The organism is Micromonospora sp. WMMD736 (genome assembly GCF_049179015.1).
Taxonomy (GTDB): domain Bacteria; phylum Actinomycetota; class Actinomycetes; order Mycobacteriales; family Micromonosporaceae; genus Micromonospora.
The window spans coordinates 1,398,962-1,420,407 of the sequence record NZ_JBMHMI010000001.1; the positions used below are offsets into that span (position 1 = coordinate 1,398,962).

The following is a 21,446-nucleotide window of genomic DNA, read 5'->3' on the forward strand; positions in this document are numbered from 1 at the left end:
CTCAGTCCTCCTGGTCGCTGCTGCTGTCGGCGACGTCCGTCGTGACCAGCGGTGGGTAACGGTGGCTCAGGTCGCCCGACCGCCGCCGGTAGTCGACGACGAGGTCCAGCAGGTCCTGACCTCGCGGACGCCGACCGGGCCGCAGGTCGCAGGTGCCGACCTTGCTCTCCTGGATGAGGACGTTGGGGTCGAGGGTGATGCCGAACAGGTCGTTCGCCGAATCGCCGGTGACCAGCCCTTCGAAACCGAAGTGGTACGGCAGCCACACCTGGTGCAGGATCCGACCGTCCACCCGCAGGGGCGTCACGCGGTCGGTCACCAGGACCCGTGCCTCGATGGCCGCGCGGGTGGTGACCAGGTGCGCCCAGCCCAGGTGGGTCAGTCCCCGGTCCACGGCCAGTTCGGGCGACACCTCCACGAACATCTCCGGTTGCAGCTCGGCGAGGTGCGGCACGGTCCGACTCATGCCACCGGCGGTGTGGTGCTCGGTGAGCCGGCTGACCGTGAAGACGTACGGGAAGACGTCGCTGTGCTGCTCCGGTGGGCTCGGGTTGAGGTTGTTGATCGGATGGGTGTAGACCTTGCGGGTCGGGTTGGCCTGCTGGCGATAGAGCGGGTTACGCACCGGCGACTCGACGGGCTCGTAGTGGGTGGGCAGCGGCCCGTCCAGGATGCCGCTGGGCGCGTAGAGCCAGCCCTTGCCGTCGCCCTGCAGGATGAACGGGTCGTCGCCCGCGATGCCCGGGACGCCCGAGGTGTTCGGTGCGGGCCGGTACGACGGCGGTTTGGTCTTCTCGAAGTCCGGCACGTCGTGGCCGGTCCACTCGGCCTTCTCCGCGTCCCACCAGACGTACTTCTTGCGCTCGCTCCACGGCCGGCCGTCCGGGTCGGCGGAGGCGCGGTTGTAGAGGATGCGCCGGTTGGACGGCCAGGCCCAACCCCATTCGGGCGCCACCAGGGACTGTTCCGCGCCGGGCTTTCGGCGGGCGGCCTGGTTGACGCCGTCGGCGTACACGCCCGTGTAGATCCAGCAGCCACCCGCCGTGGAGCCGTCGTCGGTCATCTCCGTGTAGCTCGCCAACGGTCGGCCGGTCGTCACGTCGTACCCGTTGATCTCGCGCAGCACCGCCTCGGCGCTCGGCTCCGCGTGCGGACCGTGCGTGGGGTAGTCCCAGGTGAGGTCGAGCAGCGCCCGGTCGCGGGGGCGGGTCGAGCGCGCGAGGCGTTCCCGGATGATGCGACCGAGGTGGTAGAAGAACCACAGCTCGGAGCGGGCGTCGCCCGGTGGCTCGACGGCTTTCTCCCGCCACTGCAACAGCCGCTGGGTCTGGGTGAAGGTGCCCTCCTTCTCCACGTGCGACGCGGCCGGGAGGAAGAACACCTCGGTCCGGCACTCCGCGGGCACTATCTCGCCCGTCTCGATCTCCGGACCGTTCTGCCAGAAGGTCGCGCTCTCGATCATGAACAGGTCCCGCACGACGAGCCAGTCGAGGTTCGCCATCCCGAGGCGCTGCGCCCGGCCGTGCGCCGAACCGATCGCCGGGTTCTGGCCGAGCAGGAAGTACCCCTTGACCTTCCCGTCGATCATGTCCAGGACCTGCTGGTACGTGCCGTGGTCGCCGGTCATCCGGGGCAGGTAGCCGTAGCAGAAGTCGTTGTCGGCGGTGGCCGCATCACCCCAGTACGCCTTGAGCAGGTTCACCCCGTAGGCGCGCGCGTTGCCCCAGAAGCCCTTCTGCTCGGGATGGGCAATGCTGTTGATCCACTCGTCGAGGGTCGGGTGGTCGGCGTGGTGGGGCATGGGCAGGTAGCCCGGCAGCAGGTTGAACAGGGTCGGGATGTCGGTCGAGCCCTGGATGCTGGCGTGCCCGCGCAACGCCATCACCCCGCCACCCGGGCGGCCCATGTTGCCCAACAGCAACTGGATGATCGCCCCGGCCCGGATGTACTGCACCCCGACGCTGTGCTGCGTCCACCCCACCGAGTAGACGAGCATCCCGGTGCGCTCCCGGCCCGAGTTCTCGGTCCACGCCCGCGCCAACTCCAGGAACTTCTCCTGCGGGATGCCGCAGACCCGCTCGACCATCTCGGGGGTGTAGCGGGCGTAGTGCCGCTTCAGGATCTGGTAGACGCAGCGCGGATGTTGCAACGTCTCGTCCCGCTGCGTCTGCCCGCCCACCGGCGCGCCGTGCGACTCGTGCTCCAGCCCGGCCGCCGTCTCCCGCTGCGTCTCGGTGTCGCGGGTGGAGATGTTCTCCGGGGCGCCCTCGTACTGCCAGCTGCTCTGGTCGTAGCTGGCGTTCTCCTCGACGAAGCCGGAGAAGAGCCCGTGCATGTCCTCGCAGTCCCGGAAATCCTCGCCGACGATGGTGGCGGCGTTGGTGTAGGCGAGGACGTACTCGCGGAAGTCCAGCTCGTTGTCGAGGATGTAGCGGATCACCCCACCCAGCAGCGCGATGTCCGTGCCCGCCCGGATCGGCAGGTACGCGTCCGCCAGCGCGCTCGTGCGCGTGAAGCGCGGATCGACGTGGAACACCTTCGCGCCCCGACGCTTGGCCTCCATCACCCACTGGAAGCCCACCGGGTGCGCCTCGGCCATGTTCGAACCCTGGATGATGATCACGTCGGAGTTCGACAGGTCCTGCTGGTACTGGGTGGCGCCGCCACGACCGAAGCTGGCCCCCAGACCGGGGACGGTGGCGGAGTGTCAAATACGCGCCTGGTTCTCGATCTGCAACGCCCCCATCGCCGTGAACAACTTCTTGATGAGGTAGTTCTCCTCGTTGTCCAGCGTCGCCCCACCCAGACTGGAGATCCCCAACGTCCGGTTCAGCGGCCGCCCTTCGTCGTCGCGGTCCTCCCAGGTTTCGTCCCGGGCCGCCAGGACCCGGTCCGCGATCATGTTCAGCGCCGTGTCGAGGTCCAGGTCCTCCCACTCGGTGCCGTACGGCCGGCGGTAGCGGACCGTCGTCTGACGCAGCGGACTCGTCACCAGGCTCTTGCTCGCGGACCCCTTGGGACACAGGCGGCCCCGCGAGATCGGACTGTCCGGATCACCCTCGATCTGCGTGACCTGACCATCGGCCACGAACACCCGCTGACCACACCCCACCGCGCAGTACGGACACACCGACCGCGCCACAGAATCGGCCGTCTCGGTACGGGCGGTCAACGACAGGGATCGGGCCGACTTGGCGGCGGCACCCCGACCGAGCGGGTCGGTGCCCGCGAGCTGGCGATAGAGCGGCCAGCTCCCGATCCAGCGGCGCACCCCCATCGCTGCACCTTCCCGACGAAAGTCACAAAGCGTGAACACTCCGACAGTAAATGAGCGGTCCGGCCCGCCGCAGCGGGATCAGCAGAGCGATGCCTCCCCCGGCCGGGTCGCGGCGGCCGAGGGAGGCATGGTGGGCGGGGTCGTCGGCTACGGATGCTCCAGCGCCAGGTGGTCGCCGAAGGTCCGGTAGCGGCGCAGCTCCCAGACGAGCCAGCCGATGCTGACGAGCGCCACGACCACGAAGACGAACGAACCGGTGAAGGTGTCCCAGAGGGTGTGCAGCACGACGACACCCACGAAGGTGCCGAGGAACCCGAACAGCCGGCGGACGCTCGGAGTGGCCAGCAGCGCCCACAGCGCCCCGGCGGTCAACCCGGTCCAGGCAGTGTGCCCGGCGGGCGCGGTCAGGCCCCGGATGAACAGGGTCTGCTCCACCGCGCCGATGTTGCCCTTCGAGCTGAGCAGGGCGGTGAAGGCGTACCCCATGGTCTCCAGCGCGGCGAAGCCCATGCCGGCGGCCACGCCGATGACCAGACCGTCGGACGGCACCCGGCGACGGTGCTGGGCCAGAGCCGTGAACAACAGCACCACCGGGACGATCAGCTTGGCCGACTCCTCGATCAGTGCCACGAACAGCATGGGCAGCGTGCCGAGGCCGCGCAGGGTGTCGTACTCCAGGGTGCCGGCCACCACCGTGCCGATCACCCCGCCGAAGAACGCCGACGTCACCAGCACCGACGCCGGCACCTGCCACCGCCCGGTACGGGCCTGGGCGAACGTCAGGAACGTCAGGGGTGCCAGGGTCGCGCCGAGCAGGATCAACGCCGGCACGAAGTTCGGGTTCTGGGTGCGGACCAGGGTCCGCAGCACCGCGAGATAGAGGATCAGCCCGACACCGAGCACGTTGAGCCACGCCCACCGGCGAGAACGATCACGCATACCGGGGAGTGTGGCGGATCCAGGTTACGAAGACCAGCCTGGGTGCTGTGATGAGTGCGATGACTCGCAACGCACCGCCGCGGCCACTGCTGCGCGATCGGGCGGCTCCGAAGCAGCCCGCGTTCATCGAGCTCTTCTTCGACCTGGTGTACGTCTTCGCCCTGACCCAGCTCACTCACCTGCTGGCCGACGACCTCACCTTGGAGGGTGGGTTCGAGGCGCTCGTACTGCTGCTGGCGCTGTGGTGGGTCTGGATCCTGACCGCGTGGATGACCGACCAGTTCGACCCGCAGCACGCGTCGGTCCAGTGGTACGTCGTGCTGGTCATGTTCGGGGTCTTCCTGATGGCCATCCAGGTGCCCGAGGGGTTCCACGGAAACGGCCCGTTCTTCGCCGCCACCTTCGCCCTCATCAATTTCGGGCGCTTCCTGTTCATCGTACGGGCAGCCCGCAGCACGCCCGTACTGAACCACGTGCTGCGGGCCCGGTTCTGGTCCCTGATCTCGACGCTGCTGTGGATCCCCGGAGCATTCGTCCACGGTTGGGCCCGCGGCATCCTGTGGCTGGGGGCGCTGACCGTGGACTACTTCGCGGCGGCGCTACGCTGGCCCACCCCGCGCCAGTTCGGTCACGAGCGGGGACCGGCCCTGGAGATCACCGCCACCCACATCGCCGAGCGTTACCGGCAGGTCTTCATCATCGCCCTCGGGGAGATCGTCCTGGCCATGGGCATGACCTTCACCAACGTCAACTCGTACGGGTTCACGCCCCGGCGCACGATCGCGCTCGTCCTGGCCTTCACCAGCGCCGCACTCATGTGGCGGCTCTACGTCTACCAGGCGGGGAGCCAGCTCGGGCCGGCCATCAGCGCCGCCCGCGACCCCCACCGGCTCAGCCAGTGGTCGGCGTACGCCCACATGACCATGGTCGCCGGGACCATCCTCGCCGCGGTCGGCTTCACGCTGGCCATGGACCGTCCAGCCGGGCACACGCCACCGCCCTGGATCGCCGCCATCATCGGCGGTCCCGCTCTGTTCCTGCTGGGCCGGGTCGGCTTCGAATACGTGATCTTCGGCCGGGTGACCGTACCCCGGTTGATCGCCATCCTCGTCCTGGCCGCCCTGTCTCCCGTGGTGGTCCAGCTGCCGCCGGAGGTCCCGCTGGCGTTCACGACGCTCGTCCTCGCGGCGCTCGCCGCCGAGGACACGGTGCGCGGGCGACGCGGCCCTCCGGAACGGGCCACACCGCCGGCCTGACAGCGGCCCGTTTACGGGCAGCCGAAGCGGGTGACCGGCGTGACAGGGGCCGGGAAAGGTGAGACGGTCCGGTGGTGGCCACCTACGACGTCGCCCTCGTCCTGCTCGTCGATCCGTCCGGGGCTGTGCTCATGCAGCATCGTGACGAGCACGCGCCCGTCTCGCCGAACCAGTGGAGCCTTCCCGGCGGCCACCTTGAGCCCGGCGAGTCGCCCGAGCAGGCCGCCCACCGCGAACTGCTGGAGGAGACCGGTCTGACAGCCGGTGAGCTGCACCCGCTGTGGAGCGGTCCACGTCCGTACGAGGCCGACTTCCCGCACACGGTCACGGTGCACGTGTTCCTTGGCGCCACCACCGCGCGGCAGGAGGACGTCGTGCTCGGCGAGGGGCAGGCCATGGTGTTCGTCCCGCGCGACGAGGTGTTCGACCGGAAGCTGGCGGCCTCCACCGCGGCGGTGCTGTCGATGCACCTCGGGGACGCCTGATCCACGTTCCGGTCAGGCACCCCCGGTGCTCAGAATGTGCACAGCGCTCACGCCGCAGCACAATGAACGCTCTCACCGATCCCGGACAGCGGCGCTGGCAAATGATCGTTACGATCTCCGCCCATGCGTCGCCTCGCACCACCCCTGGCACTGGTCCTCCTGCTCGGCGTATCCGCCTGCACCGCGAAGCCCCCGAAGCCCCCGAAGCCCGCGGAGTTCACGAAGGTCACCCTGACCGTCTTTCTGCATCAGGACATCACGGCGGACCGGAAGACCACCGTGGAACAGCGGCTGAGGTCGATGCCCAGCGTCGAACAGGTGACCTTCGAGAACCGCGAGCAGGCGTACGCGCGCGAGAAGGAGGCGTTGAAGGACAGCCCCGACCTGTTGGCGAAGATCAAACCGGAGTACGTGCCGGAACTGTTCCACGCCACGGTCACCGACGCGCCGATCGCCGAGGCGGTCGAGCTGGTGATGGCCGACGTCGCGGGCGTCACGGATGTCGTCCTCAAGGTCGCGGACGTCGAGCCCCTGCCGTCGCGGATCGGGATCGTCGTCCGGCTGAAGCCGTCCACGACCGATGGGCAGCGGACCGCCGTGGAGCAGGCGGTACGGGCGCTGCCGACCGCACGGTCGGTCCACTTCGAGGACCGGGCCGCCGCGTACGAACGTCTGCGTGAGCGCTGCCAGGGCAAGGGCGACCTGACCACGCAGCTCGATCCGCAGATGGGACACGAGTCCTGGCGGTTCGAGATGCCCTTGGACAAGAAGGGCGCGGGAGTGACCGAGCTGAGGGAACTCGACGGCGTCGACACCGTGCAGCTCGTGCCGCTGGCGATGCTGTAGCCACGTGGCTCCCTCGACCTGGCTGCGAAATGAGTTTGCCGGCGCGGCGACGCGGGCCTACCGTCGTGGGGCACTTCCCGGTGCGCAGGCAACGGCTACTTCCGCTTCAAACGGGGAGACGTAGGTTCGAATCCTACCGCCACTTCGGGTGGCGTCGACCAGCGGCCCAGGTCACCTTGGCCCGCGAGGGCCGGTCGCCGTCGTCGCTTCGATCTCGGGAGGTGCGCTCGCCGCACGCCCGGTGCGACGGATACGGCTACTTCTGGTGATGGTCCGGCAAGGGCCTGCGGTTCGAGCCCGCAAAACGCCGTGTCCACTTTCGATCTCGGGCGTGCGGCGCGTACGGAGGGCGCTGATCACGAGATCACAAACTCCATTGCCCGCCCGCCACCTCCGCCGCTACGGTTCTGACCGCACATCCCGGTGCGTAGGCGACGGCTACATCTGGAGGGGCTCCGGCCCCGGTGAAGGACCCTCCGTCGCCGACCTCGATCTCGGGAAGCGCGACCACACGCACACCCGGTGCGCAGGCAACGGTTACTTCGGGATCCGCAGATGGGGGTTCGAATCCCCCGACGCCTTCGGGTGGGTAGTTCAACGGACAGAACGGCGGACTGTTCCGTCGCCGACTTCGATCTCGGGTGTGCGTGTGGTGGCGCCTTCTCGGCCGACCGACGTGGGGGACGTCATGGCCAAGTTCAACCTCAAGCTGCGTACGAGCCGGCAGCGGTCGGTGACCGCCGAGGGCGCGCCCGGTTTCGTCCGCGAGCCGCGCCTCGAACTGTTCCTGCTCGGTGTCTCGAACATGGTCGGCGAGGCCACCTTCTACGAGGGCTCGACCGACCGGGACGCCCGTTTCCGGGACCTGGTCGCCACCGTGGCCGTCGCTGATCCCGACTGGTTCGGCCGGTTCGTGGGGTGGCTCCGGACCGGCGCGATGATGCGCTCGGCATCCGTGGTGGCGGCCCTCGAAGGTGCCCGAGCGCAGGTGGCGGCGGGTATCCCGGGTTCACGCGCGGTCGTCGATGCGGCGTTGCAGCGGGCCGACGAGCCGGGTGAGGCGCTCGCGTACTGGCTGGCTCGGCACGGCCGGGCACTGCCCAAGCCGGTGAAGCGGGGCATCGCCGACGCGGCGGTCCGGCTCTACACCGAGCGGAGCCTGCTCAAGTACGACACCGTCGGCCGCCAGGTGCGCTTCGGTGACGTCCTCGACCTGACCCACCCCGTCGCCAGGGATGAGCGCCAGGGTGACCTCTTCCGGCACGCGCTGGATCGCCGGCACCAGCGGGACAACCCGATCCCGGAGTCCCTGCGGATGCTCAGCGCGCGGGAGGCGCTCATGGCGATGCCGGTCGAGCAGCGCGGGCAGGTCCTCGACCCGGCCGTGCTGGACGCGGCCGGCATGACGTGGGAGGCCCTGGCCGGTTGGCGGCAGAGCGCGATGGACGCGGCCGCGTGGGAGTCCGTCATCCCGACCATGGGCTACCTGGCGCTGCTGCGTAACCTGCGCAACTTCGACCAGGCCGGGGTCAGCGACGCCGTCGCGGAGACGGTGGCGGCCACGCTCGCCGACCCGGCGCGGGTGGCGGGTTCGCGGGTCCTGCCGATGCGCTTCCTGTCGGCGTACAACGCGACGCCGAGCCTGCGGTGGGCGTACCCGCTGGAGAAGGCCTTGCAGCACGCCCTGGCGAACGTTCCCGCGCTGGACGGACGGACGCTGATCCTCATCGACACGTCCGGCTCGATGCAGAGCACGTTCAGCAAGGACGGCACGCTGCGCTGCTGGGACGCCGCCACGGTGTTCGGGCTCGCGCTGGCCGCCCGCGCGCAGGCGGCCACCGTGGTGTCGTTCTCCGACGACAGCCGGGTGTTCCCCGCGGTGGCGGGTGAGTCGGTCCTCGCGGCGGTGCGGCGGTTCAAGGAGGGCGGCTACTTCCTCGGCCGGGGAACCGACACCGAGAAGGCCGTCCGGGAGCACTTCGGCACACACGACCGGCTGATCATCCTCACCGACGAGCAGGCCCACTGGCACGGATCGGCGGACGTCGTCGCGGCAGTGCCGGCGGAGGTGCCCGTGTACACCTGGAACCTGGCCGGATACCGGGTCGGGCACACGTCGACGGCGACCACGCGGCACACCTTCGGCGGGCTGTCCGACGCCGCGTTCGCGATGATCCCGCTGATCGAGGCCGGGTCCGCCGAGCGGTGGCCCTTCTGATCCGCGTGCTGCGGGGCGCATCCGCCCCGCAGCACGGATCAGGGCAGGAACTCGCCGGTCAGAGCGATGAGGGCGCGGGCGGCGGCGCCGACCGGGCGGTCCGCGGGCGTGGCCAGCGACGCGGTCCAGTCCAGGTCGGCGTCGGTGACGGTCAGGGTGTGGACGCCGGGAGCGTCGGCGACGACGAAGCGGGGCAGCAGCGCGATACCGAGCCCGTGCCGGACGTGGTCGGCGCCGGTGGCGATGTCGGGGATCTCGATGGTGACGCGCCGGGACAGGCCGGCGGTGGCGAACGCCCGGTCGGTGACGGCGCGGTTGCCGTAGCCGATCGGGGAGTCGATGAAGTCGAGGCCGGCGAGGTCGCGCAGCGACACCGCTTCGCGGGCGGCGAGCGGGTGACCGTCCGGCACGACAAGGTCGATCACCGACCGGGCCAGCTCGGTGAGGTGGATCTGCGCCGGTGGCGTGCCGGGCAGCGAGACGAACGCGAGGTCGAGCCGGCGCTCGGTGAGCGCGTCGATGAGCCCCTGGGAACCGGACGGCGCGACGCTGGTGTGCAGCAGCACCCCGGGATGCCGACGGTGGAACTCGCCGAGCAGGGCCGGCAGGTGCAGGAGCCGGGTCGAGGTCATCGTGCCGATGCGCAGGGTGCCCCGCAGGCCGCCGTGCACCTCGGCGACCGCGTCGCGGGCGTCGCGGGCCGCGTCGAGGGCGATGCGGGCGCGGGGCAGCAGCGCGACACCGGCGTCGGTCAGGAGTACGCGTTTGGAGTTGCGGTCCAGCAACGGTGCGCCCAGTTCGCGTTCCAGCGTCTTCACGGCCGCCGAGACGGCGGACTGGACGACGTGCAGGCGGGCGGCGGCGCGGGTGAAGTTCTGCTCCTCGGCCACCGCGACGAAGTACTCGAGTTGACGCAGTTCCACGCCGCCAAGTATCACTCGCAGCGATGGTGACTAGCGTCAACTTTCGTTGGACGTGATGATCGGCTGGGGTGACAGTGGGCTCATGTCGTCAACGACCCTGCCCTCCCGCCAGCCCGTCGCCCCGGCCGGGCGTACCGAAGGATCGTCCCGTCATGGCCGTGGCTTCTGGGCGGTCGCCCTGGCGTTCCTCACCGCGATGGCGTTCTGCACCGTGCCGTCCCCGCTCTACCCGCTCTACATGGCGCGGGACGGCTTCTCCACGTTCACGGTCACGATCGTGTTCGCGGCGTACGCGGTGGGTGTGGTGATCAGCCTGCTGCTCGTCGGGCACGTGTCGGACTGGGTCGGCCGCAAGAAGATCCTCATCCCGGCGCTGGCCCTGGAACTGGTCGCCGCCGCGCTGTTCCTGGGCGACGCGTCCCTGCCGGTGCTGCTGGTCGCCCGCCTGGTGAGCGGGCTGGGCATCGGCATGATCACCGCTACCGCCACCGCGTACCTGCAGGAGTTGCACGCGGCGCACCGCCCCGACGCGTCCCGGCAACGCTTCGAGGTGGTCTCCACCGCCGCGAACATCGGCGGCCTCGGCGTGGGCGCGCTGGTCGCGGGCGTCCTCGCCCAGTACGTCCACGCGCCGCTGCGCACCCCGTACCTGGTGTTCGCCGTGCTGCTGGCGGTCAGCCTCGTGGCGGTCGCGGCGACCCCGGAGACCGTGCCGGAGCGGCCGGTCCGGCCCGCCTACCGGCCGCAGCGGATCAGCGCCGACCACGGCGACCCCGCCGGGTACGTGGCGGCGACCGCCGCCGGCTTCGCCTCGTTCGCCGTGTTCGGCCTGTTCACCTCCGTGGCCCCGGGCTTCGTCGCCGGTGCCCTGCACCTGCCGTCGCGGGCGCTGGCCGGCGCGGTCGTGTTCGCCGTGTTCGGCGGCGCGGCCGTCGCGCAGAGCCTCACCACCCGGCTGCCCGCTCCGGCGAAGGTACGACTCGGACTGCTGGCGCAGGCCGTCGGCGTGCCCGTCGTGCTGGTCGGGATGCACACCGCGAGCCTGACCGCGTTCCTGCTCGGTGGCGTGGTCGCGGGAGTCGGCGCGGGCGTGCTGTTCAAGGCCGCCGTCGGCACGGTCGCGGCGATGGCCGTGCCGGCTCGGCGCGGTGCGGCCCTGGCCGGGCTGTTCCTCATCGCCTACCTCGGGATGAGCCTGCCGGCTCTCGGCATCGGGATCGCCACCCGCACGGTCAGCACGATCACCGCGATGAACTGGTTCACCGGCCTGCTGCTCGTCCTGCTCGGCGGCGTGACGCTCCTGTTCCGTCGCCGCAGCGCCAACCGCTGACCGGGCCGGACGCGGTCACCCCGCGTCGGGCCAGAACGGCTCCAGCAGCGCCGGGTCCGCGACATAGGCCGCCACCTGGGTACGCTCCGACTCCGTCAAGGTCAACGCGCGCAGCCGGGCACCCCACTCGGGCACCCGGTCGGTCTTGCCCAACGCCACCGACAACTCGACGAGCGCGGCGAGCGCCATCGCCTGCTCGACCACCGGGGCGTCCTCGGCCCGGCGGCGCATCCCCGAGTCCAGCGCCCGGTAGGCGGCCCGGTCGTCGGTCTTGAACTCGCGCAGGATCCGCGCGTTGTCCAACACCCGGGCCAGGCCCTCAAGCTCCTTCGACCCGCCGTACTCCAGGTCCTTCGGCTCGTCGCGGCGGATGAAGATGATGGTGTTGCCCGACGGGTCGACGACGCTGAACCGCGACGCCCCCGCCCGGAAGCGGGTCATCCGGGGCAGGCCCTTGACGAGCACCTTGCCGTACGCGCGGCGCATCGCCTCGGCGAACGCCGCGTGGTACGGCGCGACCGCGTCGACCATCACCAGCGCGCCGCCGGACTTCTCCCGCGTCGGGTCGAGGTCCTTGGGCGCCGGACCGTAGTGCAGCTCGAACCCGCTGAACCGGAACGCCAGGTACACGTACGGTCGCAGTTGCTCGTAGGTCACCTCGAAGCCGAGGGCACGCCAGAACGCCAGGGTCTCCTCCGGCGCCGGGCAGGGCAGCAGCGGCACGGTCGTCTCGTTCGGCTGGACACGGTCCTCGCTGGTCGTCACGGTCACTCCCCCGGTCGGCAGGCCGGCCATTGTGCCAGCATCGGCGTCGGTTCGCGCCCGATCCCACCTCCTACCCAGGGAGGAGGCGGGCTCCGACCGGGGGCCGCGACCGGGGCCCGAGGTCGGACGCGTACGGCCGCGGCGGCCACGAGCATCTACAGGCATGACTACCATTCTGCGTCGGGCGACACAGTGGAACCGCCCGCTCATGCTCCTCGTCGCCGCGATGGCGGTGCTCACCGTCGTCGCCGCCGTCGGCATCGTCGCCGACCCCCGCGTCCTCACCGGGGCGCCGATCTGGCTCAAGCCGTTCAAGTTCGCGGTCTCCTTCGTCCTGTACGGCGCGACGCTCGCGTGGATGCTGTCGCTGCTGCCGCGCCGCAGCCGGGTCGCGGAGTGGGCGGCGGCGACCATCGTCGCGCTGTCGCTGGTGGAGATGGTGGTGATCGTCGCGCAGGTGATCCGGGGTACGACGAGCCACTTCAACGACACCACCCCGTTGAACGCCGCCCTCTTCGCCGTGATGGGCGCGGCGATCATGGTGCTGTTCGCCGCGCACCTCGTCCTCGGGGTCGTCCTGCTGATCCGGCGGATCCCCGACCGGGTCGCCGCGACCGCCGTCGGGTGGGGGCTCGGCCTGTCCCTGCTGGGTATGCTCGCGGCCGTGCCGATGGTGCGTGGGACGCCGGACCCGGCGATCGAGGGTGTCTCCGGGGCGCACAGCGTGGGCGTGGCCGACGGCGGGCCGGGGCTGCCCGTGGTCGGTTGGAGCACCACCGGCGGTGACCTGCGGATCGGGCACTTCGTGGGGCTGCACGCCCTGCAGGCCCTGCCGATCCTGGCGATCCTGCTGACCCGGTACGCGTCCCGGCTCGACGCGCGGACCCGCGTCCGGCTGCTGGTCGTCGCGGGCACCGCGTACGGCGTACTCACGATGGTGTTGACCTGGCAGGCCCTGCGCGGGCAGCCGCTGCTGCGCCCGGACGCCCGCACCCTGGCCGTCGTCGCGGCTCTGGCGATCGCGACGGCGACCGCCACCGCCCTGGTGCTCGCGCGCCGCCGCCCGGAGCTGGCGCTCGCGGCATGACCGGTGTGCTGTTCCCGCTGACGTTCGCGCTGGCCGCGCCATTCTGGGCGCTGATGATCCTGCTGCCGCGCTGGTCGTGGACGGCCCGCATCGTCGGATCGCCGCTGATCGTGCTGCCGGTCGTGGTGATCTACGCGCTGCTGGTGGTGCCGGCGTTCGGCACGGTGCTGCCCGCCGTCGCGTCGCCCACCCTCGACGGGGTACGCGAGCTGCTCGGCACGCCCGACGGCGCGGCGGCCGGCTGGGCGCACATGATCGCGTTCGACCTGTTCGTCGGGCGCTGGGCGTGGTTGGACAGCCGGGAACGGGGGGTGCCGGCGCTGGTCATGGCTCCGGTGCTGCTGCTGACCATCCTGCTCGGGCCGCTCGGCCTGGCCGCCTACCTGGGCATCCGGTCCCGTTGGCGGCCGGTCGTCGCAGCCGTCGACACCGAGCACCTAGGCTGACGGCCGTGGCGTGGTGGGGGCGGCTGTTCGACGCGCGGGACGCGCGCGTGCGGATGGTGCTGCTCGACCTCAGCGGGTTGGGCTACCTGCTCTTCGTGCCCCACTCCGCGCCCACGCCGACGTCGACACAGTGGACCCTCGCGGTGGCCGCGTTCGGCGTGGCGCTCGTGGCGTACCGCCGGCCGGTCGTCAACCTGGTGGCGCAGTCGGCGTTGCTGGCGGTCGCGATCTGCCTCGTCGACGACATCACCATCAACCAGGTGGGCGCGAGCTGGGCCCTGCTCGAGGTCACCATGCTCGCGGGTCGCGCCCGCACGATCTGGCTGGCGGCCGGGCTGCTGGCCGTGGTCGACCTGACCGACAGCATCGGTGACCCGCTGCGCCAGGTCGCCTCCGGTGTCGTCGGTCTGGGCCTGGAGGTCGGCGTCCCGGTGCTGCTCGGCCTGGTCATCCGGGCCAACCGGGAGTTGGGCCGGCAGGCGTTGGAGCGGGCGCTGGCCGAGCAGCGACGCCGCGAGTCGGAGGGCCGCGCGGCGCGCGCCGACGAGCGCGCGGCCATCGCCCGCGAACTGCACGACGTCGTCGCCCACCACGTGGCGTCGATGGTGCTGCGGGTCGGGGTGGCCCGGCACGTCCTGACCGACCTCGACCCCCGGGTGGGCGAGGTGTTCGACGACGTGCACGGCACGGGCAGCGCGGCCCTGTCGGAGCTGCGCCGGCTGGTCGCGGTGCTGCGCGACCCCGACGGGGTACGCGGTGACGCCTCGCTGACCGCGATCGAGCCCGCGGCGCTCCCGTCGGCGCTCGGCGCGGCCGTCGACCGGGCCCGCCAGGCCGGCATCAGCGTGGAGGCCGACGTCGACGCGGCGATCGGCACGCTCGACGCGGTACGGGGATTGGCGGTGCTGCGGCTCACCCAGGAGGCGCTGACCAACGTGGCACGTCACGCGGGGACGTCCGCGCGGGCACACCTGGTCGTGGCGGTCCGCGACGGGGCCGTGCACTGGGAGGTCACCGACGACGGGGGTGGTGTCGACGGCGACCGCGCGTCGACGCCGGTGCCGGCCGGCGGTGGCCACGGCGTCACCGGGATGACCGAACGCGTCGAGGTCCTCGGCGGACACCTGGAGGCGGGCCCCGCCGGCACGGGCTGGCGGGTGCGGACGGTCCTGCCGAACACCCTGCCCGCGCCCCGCGCGGCCCCGGCGAGCACCGGAGGGTCGGCGTGATCCGGGTCCTGCTCGTCGACGACCAGCACCTCATCCGCGCGGGCCTGCGCATGCTGTGTGACGCCCAGACCGACATCGAGGTCGTCGGCGAGGCCGACAACGGCCGCGAGGCGGTCACCCTCGCGGCGCGGCTCGTCCCCGACGTCGTCGTCATGGACCTGCGCATGCCCGGCGTCGACGGGATCACCGCCACCGGTCGCATCCTCGCCGACCGTCCGGCCACCCGGGTGCTGGTGCTGACCACGTTCGGCGACGACGACCACCTCTACCCCGCCCTGAGCGCCGGCGCGTGCGGCTTCCTGCTCAAGGACGCGCCCCCGGTCGAACTGCTGGACGGCATCCGGCGGGCCGCCGTGGGCGACAGCCCGTTCAGCCCGGAGGTGCTGCGCCGGCTCGTCCAGCGCGCGGTGCACACCCGCGTCACGCCGCCCCGGCAGCTCGACGGGCTGACCGCCCGCGAGCAGGACGTGCTCACCCTGGTCGCCGAGGGCCTGTCCAACACCGAGATCGCCGAGCGGCTGCACATCGGCGTGACCACCGTCAAGACCCACATCACCAGCCTGATGACCAAGACCGACAGCCCGAACCGGGTACGCCTCGCGCTGTTCGCGCGCGGCGGCTGACCGGCGGCCGCTACCGGCCGCAGGCGTAGCCCTGCATGCCCCGCGGGTTCGCCCCGGCGGCGAGCACTCCGGTGGCCGGGTCGCGGCTTACGGCGCACAGCCGACCGAGGCTCCACGCGTCGGCGAGCCGCACCTCGTGCCCGTACGCCCGCAGGGCCGTCACCACGGCGGCGTCGAGCCGGTCCTCCACCAGCAGCACGCCGGGTTCGGACTCGCGGGGATAGAACGACGACGGCACGCCGAGGCTGTGCCAGGCGGGCGCGTCGATGGCCTGCTGGAGGTGCTGGCCGCCGACGAGGTGCCGCAGCAGGAACGGGAGCTGCCACTGGTCCTGCTGGTCGCCGCCGGGCGTGCCGCAGGCCAGGACGGGCTGCCCGTCGCGCAGCACCATGGTCGGGCTGAGCGTGGTGCGGGGCCGGCGGCCCGGGACGAGCGACGCGGGCAGTCCCTCCTGCAACCAGCACATCTGCAACCGGCTGCCCAGCGGGAACCCCAGCTCGGAGATGGTGGGCGAACTCTGCAACCAGCCACCGCTCGGCGTCGCGGAGATCATGTTGCCCCACCTGTCGACGACGTCGACGTGGCAGGTGTCGCCCCGGGTCACCCCGTCGGACCGTACCGTCGGCTCGCCCGTTGTCGGGTCCGGCACGTCGACCCGGTGGGTCACCCGGGACCGGACGTGGTCCGGGAGGCGCGGCTGCGCACCCCCGGGACTCCCCGGGCGCAGCTCCCGCGACGCGCGGTCGCCGATCAGGGCCGCCCGCTCCCGCACGTACGCCGGGTCGAGCAGTGCCGTGGTGGGCACGTCGGCGCTGTCGCCGTACCACGCCTCCCGGTCGGCGAACGCGAGCGTCAGCGCCTCGGCCTGGGCGTGGATGCCGGCGGCGCGCGCCGTGTCGTACGCCCCGTCGTCGTCGAGCGCGTCGAGCACGGCGAGGGTCTGGAGCAGCACCGGACCCTGGCCCCAGAACCCGGTCTTGGCCACCGTCCAGCCTTGCCAGTCGATAGTGGTGGGCGCTTCCCAGGTCGCCGAGTACGCCGCCAGGTCGTCGCCGGTGACCAGTCCGGCGTGTGCCCGGCCGCTGGAGTCGCGGAACGGCCGACGGCTGAACGCGTCGATCGCCTCGGCCACGAAGCCCGTACCCCAGGCGCGGCGGGCCGCCTCGATCTGCGCCTCCCGGTCGCCGCCGGCCGCCTGCCCCGCCTCGACGAGTCGGCGCAGCGTGCGCGCGTACGCCGGATTGGTGAACCGCTCCCCCGCGACCGGCGGCCGGCCGCCGCGCAGCCAGAGCTGGGCGGACGTGGGCCAGTGCTGCTCGAACAGCGACCGCACGGCCGTCACCGTCGCACCGACCGCGCCCACCAGGGGGTGGCCGGCGGCGGCGTAGCCGATCGCCGGTTCCAGCACCTCGGCGAGGGTGCGGGTGCCGTGGTCGCGCAGCAGCAGGAGCCACGCGTCCACCGCGCCGGGCACGGCCGCCGCGAGCGGGCCGGCGCCCGGAACGAGGTCCAGGCCCAGGGACCGGAAGTGGGCGATCGTCGCGCCGGCCGGTGCGGGGCCCTGCCCGCACAACACCATCGGGCGCGGGTCCCGGGCGGTCGCCACGATCGCCGGCACCTCACCCCCCGGGCCGTTCAGGTGGGGTTCCACGACGTGCAGGACGAATCCGGCGGCCACCGCGGCGTCGAAGGCGTTGCCGCCGCGTTCGAGCACGCCCATCGCCGACTGGCTGGCGAGCCAGTGCGTCGAGGACACCATGCCGAAGGTGCCCTGCAGGGTCGGTCGGGTGGTGAACGACATGACAACACCTCACTGGGGGCCTGGGAGGCGGCCCTCGGCGGCCGCCTCCCAGCGGGCAATGCTAGGCCGCGTTGTACGCCTCGGCGGTCACGGTGGCCTTGCGGGGCAGGCCCGGCCGGGCCGGCCAGGAGATCCGCACCGCACGCGTCTCCCCGGGCAGCAGCCAGAGGTAGTTGTCGTCGTAGCGGGCCGGCAGGATCCGCTTCCCGTGCTCGTCGCGGACGGCGAGCCGGACCATGGCGGCGACCGTACGGCCCTGGTTGCGGACCGTCGTGGTGACGGTGTTCCGGCCGTCCACGACGCGTACGCCGCTCGTAGACGTCGACAGGCGGGCGCCGGCCAGGGTGGTGAGCGCCCGCATCTGCTCGGGCCGGTCGTAGCGCCAGTAGGTGTTCTCGGCGAGCAGCCGGTCCCGGCCGTCGCGCAACTCCAACCGGACCAGGTGCAGGCCACCGCCGTCCGGCGCGGCGACGGTGAACACGGGCGTGGTGGCCGAGCGCGCCACGTCGACCCGCTGACGTTGGGCGGCGCCCAGCGACCGGCCGTTGAGGTCGTACCGGCGGGCGGTGACCGTCACGCCGGTGAGCGCCGCCGCCGTGTGGTTGACCACCCGCGTCTGCCAGGTGCCCGGGTCGGCCTGGACGTGCACCGGCTCGCACCCCTTGCGGGCCCCGTAGTACGCGCCGTTGACGTCGAGGTCGTAGTCGTACGTCTGCCAGACCGTGCTGTGCCACGCCGGGTGCGACATCCAGAGCAGCAGGCCGGTGGCGTCCCGCCACAGGTTGGCGTTCCACGCCTCGAACATGGCCCGGTGGCTCTCGTAGTTGACGAACTGCGCGCGGGCGGCGAACTCGTCGAGCGAGCCGGACGCGCCGAGCCGCGCGTCGATCGCCTCCTGGTACGTGCCGACGCGCTGGTTACCGATGGTCGACCAGTCGTGGTAGTTCCACACCTCGCCGATCGGCCACTCCGGGGCGTCGCCGACCAGGTTGCGCATGCTCTCGGCCACCGACACCACGGGCATGCCGATCTCGGTGTGGAAGCCGAACGAGTCGGCCTCGTAGATCGTCGCGTCGGTGTAGGTGGTCGGGTCGACCCAGCCGTACGGCCCGCGTCCGCTCACGATGCCGCTGGCGGAGTTGGGGATGTAGAGGATCTCCGGATGCTCGGTGGCGACGGCCTGCTTGAGGCCGGCGTCGACGATCGGCGGCGGGTCGCCCTCGTTCGCGCCGCACCAGACGACGATGCTCGGGTGGTGGCGGAACCGCCGGATCGTGTCGGCGGCGATGTCGACGTAGCCGGGCGGGTTGGGCAGGAAGCCGCCGGCCTGCCAGAAGTCGTTCCACACCAGGATGCCCTGCTCGTCGCAGGCCCGGTACAGCTCCTCGCGGTTGCTGCTGCCCAGCCAGTTGCGGATCATCGTGAAGTTCATGTCGCGGTGCATCTCGACCGTGTCGGCCAGCCGGTCCGGCAGCACCCGGCGCAGCAACTCGTCCCAGCCCCAGTTGCCGCCCCGGGCGAACACCGGCACCCCGTTGACGCTGATCTTCAGCTCGGTGATCTTGTTGCTGACCGCCTTGACGTCGGTCCATTCCTTGCCGTCGTCGGAGACCTGGAGAACGAAGTCGCGGGCGTACGCCTGCTCCCAGACGATCGTCACCTGGTCGAAGGCGACCGGGGCGCCCAGGTCGACGGCGATCCACTGGTTGTCCTCGAACGCCGAGGACCACCGGGTACGCGGGTTGCCGTCGACGGCCCGGCCCGGCCCGGTGGAGTCGCCGTCGGACGACGACGCGGTGGCCGTCCGGCCCAGGGCCAGGTCGACGTCCGGCTCGGCCTGGCGCTGCACCGACAGCGTCCACATGGACACGCCCCAGGACGTCGCCCGCGCGCCGGTCTGGACGCGCAGGTGGCGGGCGGTCCGGCTGGGGAACGTCTCGACCTGGGTGGCGCGGCTGCCCAGCGGCGTGTCGTTGCTGACCGACGTGACGTCCGTCCACTCCTTGCCGTCGGCGGAGACCTGGACCCGGTAGTCCAGGGCGTACGCCTGCTCCCAGACGATGGTGACCCGGTCGAAGTCGACGGCCGCGCCGAGGTCGACCTGGATCCACTGGTCGTCCTCGGCCTGCGAGGCCCAGCGGGTCGACACGTCACCGTCCACCGCCCGGGCGGGCACGTTGGTGTCGTTCTCCGACGACGAGGCGGTCGCGTCGCGGCCCAGCGCGAGGTCCGGACCCGAGCCGTCGGCCACCGACAGGGCGTACATCGAGATGCCCCATCCGGTGGCCCGCTGGCCCGCCTGGATACGCACGTGCCGGGCGTGCTGCCGGTCGAACGTGACGGTCTGCGTGGCGGCCCCGTCGACGAAGTCCAGCGGCGGCTGGCCGGGCGGCGAGATCACGACGGGCTGGTGCCAGTCGTAGCCGAACTGGCGGATGCCGAAGCGCAGCTCACGCCGGTCGCTGACCACGCGCTTGACGGTGGCGGTGAGCGTCAGGTCGTACAGGTGCGGCTCGCCGTAGCCGTTGGGCCACCAGAGGCGCGGCTTGGCGAGGCGCAACGCCCCGAAGCGCTCCGGCGCGAAGGTGACCGTCGTGGAGGCGTGGGCGGGGACGGTCACGGTGGACTCGACGCGTACCCTGTCGAACTCCGCGCGGACGGTGACGGTGGTCGCGGTGGCCGTGGCGTTGCGCACGGGCACCCGGATGGTGACCTCGGCCGTGCCGGTGTCGGGCAGTTGCGGCAGGGTGGTCTCGACGTGCGGGTCACCGACGACCACGGCGCCGGTGCTGCGCAGCCGGACGTGGTCCCACAGGCCGGTGACGCGGTCCCGGACGGCGGGCATCCAGTCCCAGCCGGACACCGCCAGGTAGGTCGGCGCGTCGAGGTAGTGGTGGGCCGACTGGAGGAAGGTACGGCCGTCGGGTCCCTTGTCGCCGGGGGTGCCGACGTGCGGCATCGGGGTGACCCGCACGGCCAGGACGTGGTCGCGGTGACCCGCGAGAGCGTCGGTGATGTCGAAGGCGGCCCGCGCGAACGGGTGCTTGACGCTGCCGACCTGGACGCCGTTCACCCAGACGGTGGCCTCGTGGTTGATGCCGTCGAACTCCAGCCAGATCCGGCGGCCGGCGGAGGTGTCCAGGCCACGCGGCAGCCGCAGCGCCCGCCGGTACCACCAGGTGTGCCGCGACAACGCCTCGGGGATGCGCAGATTGTTGAAGCCGGCGACCGGGTCCGGCAGGTGGCCCTGCTCGACCAGGGTGCCCAGCACGGTGCCGGGCACGGTGGCCGGCAGCCAGGAGCTGACATCGACGCCCGCGCGGGACAGCTCGGCGCCGTCGGTGGTGCCCGCGAAGTCGTCCATGGTCAGCGACCAGCCGGATTCCAGCGCCACCGTGCCGTCCGGGGCCACGGTCAGCTCGGGGGCACGACCCGTGTTGCCCCCCGCCCAGCTCGTCCAGCCCTTGGCCTTGGGGCGGGGTGACAGGGCGACGCCGTAGACCTGCAAGCCGTTCAGCCCGACCGGGTTGCTGTTCGACCGCCCGGTGACCGTCATCCGGACCCAGCGCGCGGTGACCGGTTGCGGGAGCTTGATCGCCTGCACGCCGCCCTGGCCGTCGGTGGTCTCGTACACGGACCGCCAGTCGCGGCCGTCGGTGGAGACCTCGATGCGGTACGCCGTCGCGGCGCTGGAGAGGATCTCGTCGCCGTCGGTGTCGGTGTAGTTGCCGTCGAACGGGCCGTCGGCGAGGGTCGCCTCGAAGACCAGGGTGACGGCCTCGACGCGGCACTGCGCCTGGAGGTCCACCGAGATCCACTGGGGATCACCGTTCGCGGCCCGCCACCCGCTGCCCCGGACGCCGACCTGGGGCAGGCCGTCCACGGCGAACGAGGCGGGCGTCGGCGCGTAGTCGGTCGAGGAGACCGCCACCGGGCGGTACCTGGCCAGGTCGGTGCTGGTCGACGGGACGCCGGCCGGCGGCGCGGCGTCGGCCACCGCGTCCGGCAGGACGGCGGTCACCCCGACCGACGCCAGCAGCGTCGCTCCGGCGGAGAGGAAGGTACGCCGCGATACGGTCGATGGCTCGGACATTGCGCCTCCAGGGTGGCAACGTTGTCAGGTGCTCGGGGGTGGTTGACAACGTTGTCAGATGGTGGCCCGATGTCGCCCGGTAGTCAAGAGGCCGCGTCCTATCCACTCGGGAGCGGGCGGCGGGTCGC

15 protein-coding genes are annotated in these 21,446 nt (G+C 71.8%); 9 read left to right on the forward strand and 6 right to left on the reverse strand.

What is annotated here, in order from left to right:
• Window position 1 precedes the first annotated feature (1 nt).
• Together fdh and ACN269_RS06190 are read right to left on the reverse strand one after the other, a co-directional pair.
• On the reverse strand, window positions 2-3,277 hold the full coding sequence (gene fdh / locus ACN269_RS06185; RefSeq protein ID WP_421471479.1) for a formate dehydrogenase: 3,276 nt from the start codon (window positions 3,275-3,277) through the stop codon (window positions 2-4).
• 147 nt (window positions 3,278-3,424) lie between these two features.
• The gene (locus ACN269_RS06190) at window positions 3,425-4,216 is read right to left on the reverse strand and encodes a PrsW family intramembrane metalloprotease (protein WP_421471480.1); all 792 of its coding nucleotides are present in this window, start codon (window positions 4,214-4,216) and stop codon (window positions 3,425-3,427) included.
• 59 nt (window positions 4,217-4,275) lie between these two features.
• On the opposite strand from ACN269_RS06190, the gene ACN269_RS06195 reads away from it, so the two are divergent.
• From ACN269_RS06195 to ACN269_RS06210, 4 genes are all read left to right on the forward strand, one after another.
• On the forward strand, window positions 4,276-5,472 hold the full coding sequence (locus ACN269_RS06195; protein WP_421471481.1) for a low temperature requirement protein A: 1,197 nt from the start codon (window positions 4,276-4,278) through the stop codon (window positions 5,470-5,472).
• Window positions 5,473-5,543: 71 nt separating this feature from the next.
• Window positions 5,544-5,957, forward strand: coding sequence for an NUDIX hydrolase (locus ACN269_RS06200; RefSeq protein ID WP_421471482.1), 414 nt, complete (start codon window positions 5,544-5,546; stop codon window positions 5,955-5,957).
• A gap of 123 nt (window positions 5,958-6,080) precedes the next feature.
• Window positions 6,081-6,803 carry a permease-like cell division protein FtsX gene (locus tag ACN269_RS06205; protein ID WP_421471483.1) on the forward strand — a complete coding sequence of 241 codons (723 nt, stop codon included), beginning with the start codon at window positions 6,081-6,083 and terminating at the stop codon, window positions 6,801-6,803.
• Between the two features lie 688 nt (window positions 6,804-7,491).
• On the forward strand, window positions 7,492-9,021 hold the full coding sequence (locus ACN269_RS06210; protein WP_421471484.1) for a TROVE domain-containing protein: 1,530 nt from the start codon (window positions 7,492-7,494) through the stop codon (window positions 9,019-9,021).
• A 38-nt stretch (window positions 9,022-9,059) separates the two neighbouring features.
• Here ACN269_RS06210 and ACN269_RS06215 read toward each other — a convergent pair whose 3' ends face one another.
• Window positions 9,060-9,944, reverse strand: a complete 885-nt coding sequence (locus ACN269_RS06215) for a LysR family transcriptional regulator (protein WP_421471485.1) — start codon at window positions 9,942-9,944, stop codon at window positions 9,060-9,062.
• A gap of 82 nt (window positions 9,945-10,026) precedes the next feature.
• On the opposite strand from ACN269_RS06215, the gene ACN269_RS06220 reads away from it, so the two are divergent.
• The gene (locus ACN269_RS06220) at window positions 10,027-11,274 is read left to right on the forward strand and encodes an MFS transporter (RefSeq protein WP_421471486.1); all 1,248 of its coding nucleotides are present in this window, start codon (window positions 10,027-10,029) and stop codon (window positions 11,272-11,274) included.
• 15 nt (window positions 11,275-11,289) lie between these two features.
• On the opposite strand, the gene ACN269_RS06225 is transcribed toward ACN269_RS06220, so the two are convergent.
• The gene (locus ACN269_RS06225; protein ID WP_421471487.1) at window positions 11,290-12,039 is read right to left on the reverse strand and encodes a glyoxalase; all 750 of its coding nucleotides are present in this window, start codon (window positions 12,037-12,039) and stop codon (window positions 11,290-11,292) included.
• A 163-nt stretch (window positions 12,040-12,202) separates the two neighbouring features.
• On the opposite strand from ACN269_RS06225, the gene ACN269_RS06230 reads away from it, so the two are divergent.
• The 4 genes from ACN269_RS06230 to ACN269_RS06245 are packed head-to-tail and all read left to right on the forward strand — an operon-like array spanning window position 12,203 to window position 15,424.
• Complete coding sequence (locus ACN269_RS06230; protein ID WP_421471488.1) at window positions 12,203-13,126, forward strand: hypothetical protein; 924 nt, start codon at window positions 12,203-12,205, stop codon at window positions 13,124-13,126.
• Window positions 13,123-13,572, forward strand: coding sequence for an ABA4-like family protein (locus ACN269_RS06235; protein ID WP_421471489.1), 450 nt, complete (start codon window positions 13,123-13,125; stop codon window positions 13,570-13,572). Before ACN269_RS06230 ends, ACN269_RS06235 begins: the two co-directional genes overlap by 4 nt.
• A 5-nt stretch (window positions 13,573-13,577) precedes the next feature.
• Complete coding sequence (locus ACN269_RS06240) at window positions 13,578-14,801, forward strand: sensor histidine kinase (protein ID WP_421471490.1); 1,224 nt, start codon at window positions 13,578-13,580, stop codon at window positions 14,799-14,801.
• Window positions 14,798-15,424, forward strand: coding sequence for a response regulator transcription factor (locus ACN269_RS06245; protein ID WP_421471491.1), 627 nt, complete (start codon window positions 14,798-14,800; stop codon window positions 15,422-15,424). The genes ACN269_RS06240 and ACN269_RS06245 overlap by 4 nt, the downstream gene beginning before the upstream one ends.
• A gap of 10 nt (window positions 15,425-15,434) precedes the next feature.
• Here the strand turns inward: ACN269_RS06245 and ACN269_RS06250 are convergent, their stop codons facing one another.
• Together ACN269_RS06250 and ACN269_RS06255 are read right to left on the reverse strand one after the other, a co-directional pair.
• Window positions 15,435-17,225: a gamma-glutamyltransferase family protein gene (locus ACN269_RS06250; protein WP_421471492.1), complete on the reverse strand. Its 1,791-nt coding sequence runs from the start codon at window positions 17,223-17,225 to the stop codon at window positions 15,435-15,437.
• A 61-nt stretch (window positions 17,226-17,286) separates the two neighbouring features.
• On the reverse strand, window positions 17,287-21,318 hold the full coding sequence (locus ACN269_RS06255; protein WP_421471493.1) for a discoidin domain-containing protein: 4,032 nt from the start codon (window positions 21,316-21,318) through the stop codon (window positions 17,287-17,289).
• Window positions 21,319-21,446 lie beyond the last annotated feature (128 nt).

Coding starts and splice junctions, on each gene's coding strand:
- ACN269_RS06190 (WP_421471480.1), bottom strand. CDS start 4,216: ATGCGTGATCGTTCTCGCCGGTGGGCGTGGCTCAACGTGCTCGGTGTC.
- ACN269_RS06195 (WP_421471481.1), top strand. CDS start 4,276: ATGACTCGCAACGCACCGCCGCGGCCACTGCTGCGCGATCGGGCGGCT.
- ACN269_RS06205 (WP_421471483.1), top strand. CDS start 6,081: ATGCGTCGCCTCGCACCACCCCTGGCACTGGTCCTCCTGCTCGGCGTA.
- ACN269_RS06210 (WP_421471484.1), top strand. CDS start 7,492: ATGGCCAAGTTCAACCTCAAGCTGCGTACGAGCCGGCAGCGGTCGGTG.
- ACN269_RS06220 (WP_421471486.1), top strand. CDS start 10,027: ATGTCGTCAACGACCCTGCCCTCCCGCCAGCCCGTCGCCCCGGCCGGG.
- ACN269_RS06230 (WP_421471488.1), top strand. CDS start 12,203: ATGACTACCATTCTGCGTCGGGCGACACAGTGGAACCGCCCGCTCATG.
- ACN269_RS06235 (WP_421471489.1), top strand. CDS start 13,123: ATGACCGGTGTGCTGTTCCCGCTGACGTTCGCGCTGGCCGCGCCATTC.
- ACN269_RS06250 (WP_421471492.1), bottom strand. CDS start 17,225: ATGTCGTTCACCACCCGACCGACCCTGCAGGGCACCTTCGGCATGGTG.
- ACN269_RS06255 (WP_421471493.1), bottom strand. CDS start 21,318: ATGTCCGAGCCATCGACCGTATCGCGGCGTACCTTCCTCTCCGCCGGA.